The organism is Burkholderia sp. GbtcB21 (assembly GCF_019091065.1).
GTDB lineage: Bacteria > Pseudomonadota > Gammaproteobacteria > Burkholderiales > Burkholderiaceae > Burkholderia > Burkholderia pyrrocinia_C.
Genome location: NZ_JAGXKA010000102.1, coordinates 1 through 501, shown reverse-complemented (window position 1 = coordinate 501; position 501 = coordinate 1). Strand labels below are relative to the sequence as shown.

Sequence of the window (501 nt, the reverse complement as noted above, 5' to 3'; positions counted from 1 at the left end):
GAGCGACCACGTCAATCTCGGCCAGTCGTCGAACGACACCTTTCCGACTGCAATGTATATTGCGGTCGTCACGGAACTGTTCGATACGTTGCTCCCGAGCGTCACGGAGTTGCGCGATACGTTGTTCGAAAAGTCCGAGCAGTTTTCCGACGTCGTGAAGGTGGGCCCCACGCACCTGCAGGCCGCGACGCCGATCACATTCGGGCAGGAGATCGGTGGCTGGGTGGAGCAGATCGACTATTCTCTCGCGTCGATCCGAACCAACCTGACCGGGCTGTACGATCTCGCGATCGGCGGAACGGCCGTGGGCACGGGCCTGAATGCGCATCCTCTGTTCGGCGACAGGTGCGCGGCGATCATCGGCGAACTCACCGGACATCCGTTCCGGTCGTCGCTCAATAAGTTCTTTGCGCTGTCCGCCCACGATGCGCTCGTCAGCACGTCCGCGGCGATCCGGACGCTAGCGATGGCGCTGCTGAAAATCGCCAACGATGTGCGCTG

General features: G+C 61.7%; 1 protein-coding gene. It reads left to right on the top strand.

The window, feature by feature from the left end; translation table 11 throughout:
• A partial coding sequence (locus tag KVT39_RS36510) for a lyase family protein (protein ID WP_254640795.1) occupies nucleotides 1-501 on the top strand: 501 nt, incomplete at both ends.